This is a genomic window from Paenibacillus bouchesdurhonensis, assembly GCF_900155685.1.
Taxonomy (GTDB): domain Bacteria; phylum Bacillota; class Bacilli; order Paenibacillales; family Paenibacillaceae; genus Fontibacillus; species Fontibacillus bouchesdurhonensis.
In genome coordinates this window covers 1-1,178 of record NZ_LT732542.1, presented here as the reverse complement: position 1 = coordinate 1,178, position 1,178 = coordinate 1, and the positions used below count along the sequence as shown (strand labels likewise).

The following is a 1,178-nucleotide window of genomic DNA, read 5'->3' as shown; positions in this document are numbered from 1 at the left end:
ATCCATCGTTACATTTTGGCCATCGACCACGGCCACCTTACTTCCTAATGTTAGAACGATCGATTTCTCGCCCTTCAAATAGGTTACGTTTTTTTCGCTGAAGTCTACCTTTGCCCCCAGTGCTTCTCCGATCCCACGAAGCGGCACCTGAACCCGATTGTTCTCCATGACCGGATCGCCACCTTGAAATTTTACCTTTCGTCCATCGACCAAGACGGTAATAACAGAACCACTGGCAGCCTCTACAGTATCTGCGAATTGAAAAGTAGAAAAGGCTACAGCACCAAATATCAAGACAGTTATCCATTTTTTCATCTTATAAGCACCTTTCTTTTATAATTCATGATGTTAGTTTTCTTTCTGAAAACTTTGTCATCCGTATGTAATTTAGGCATTTATCGATTAATTGCCTTTCCATGGGTTAATCATGAGAGGGACATAATCCTGGTTTCCCCCATCAAATCCAATGTACTCTATGTCACTTAATTCCAAAACTTTCTGATCAATAATTCCATCTAACGTTTTATCAGACAGAGACCATATTGGATAGAAGTCATATTTAGTTCCGTCACCGTTATTAATAGTTCTACCAACTACATGATTACGAAACCGAATATCATTTTTGCTAGTAAGGTAAAACAGGTTTCCTACCGTAGAGGTGGTCTTAGCTCGCACTTTAAGAAAGACAACCTTTGATGTAGGCTCTGTAAACAGCTCAACACTGTAAATTTCACGTAAAAATTTCGTAGGTAAATCCGCTTCTTTAAAAATCAATACCTTCTCATAAGTTATATCTTCTCGTGGACGTTTCAGAAGATATTCTTTATCCTTAAACCACTTTAAATATGGATCAATACTCACTGTTTTCAAGCCAACTTCTTCTAAGGTTGGTACCACCTTTTCACCAATCCAAACCCATCCCCCTACCTGATCCCAGCTCACTGATTCACCCAGGTTCTCGCTAACAAACCGCAACGGAACATAGGTGCGTCCCTTTACTGCTTTGGCTGCCGCATCCATCGTTACATTTTGGCCATCGACCACGGCCACCTTACTTCCTAATGTTAGAACGATCGATTTCTCGCCCTTCAAATAGGTTACGTTTTTTTCGCTGAAGTCTACCTTTGCCCCCAGTGCTTCTCCGATCCCACGAAGCGGCACCTGAACCCGATTGTTCT

Annotated in this window: 2 protein-coding genes; both read right to left on the bottom strand. The window is 41.5% G+C overall.

From position 1 onward, the window contains the following. Window positions 1–315, bottom strand: a 315-nt coding sequence (locus CZ379_RS00035) for a copper amine oxidase N-terminal domain-containing protein (RefSeq protein ID WP_199925378.1), incomplete at its 3' end; no start/stop codon positions are given. 87 nt (window positions 316–402) lie between these two features. Continuing rightward, on the bottom strand, window positions 403–1,178 hold a 776-nt coding region (locus tag CZ379_RS00030), incomplete at its 5' end, for a copper amine oxidase N-terminal domain-containing protein (protein WP_110929731.1).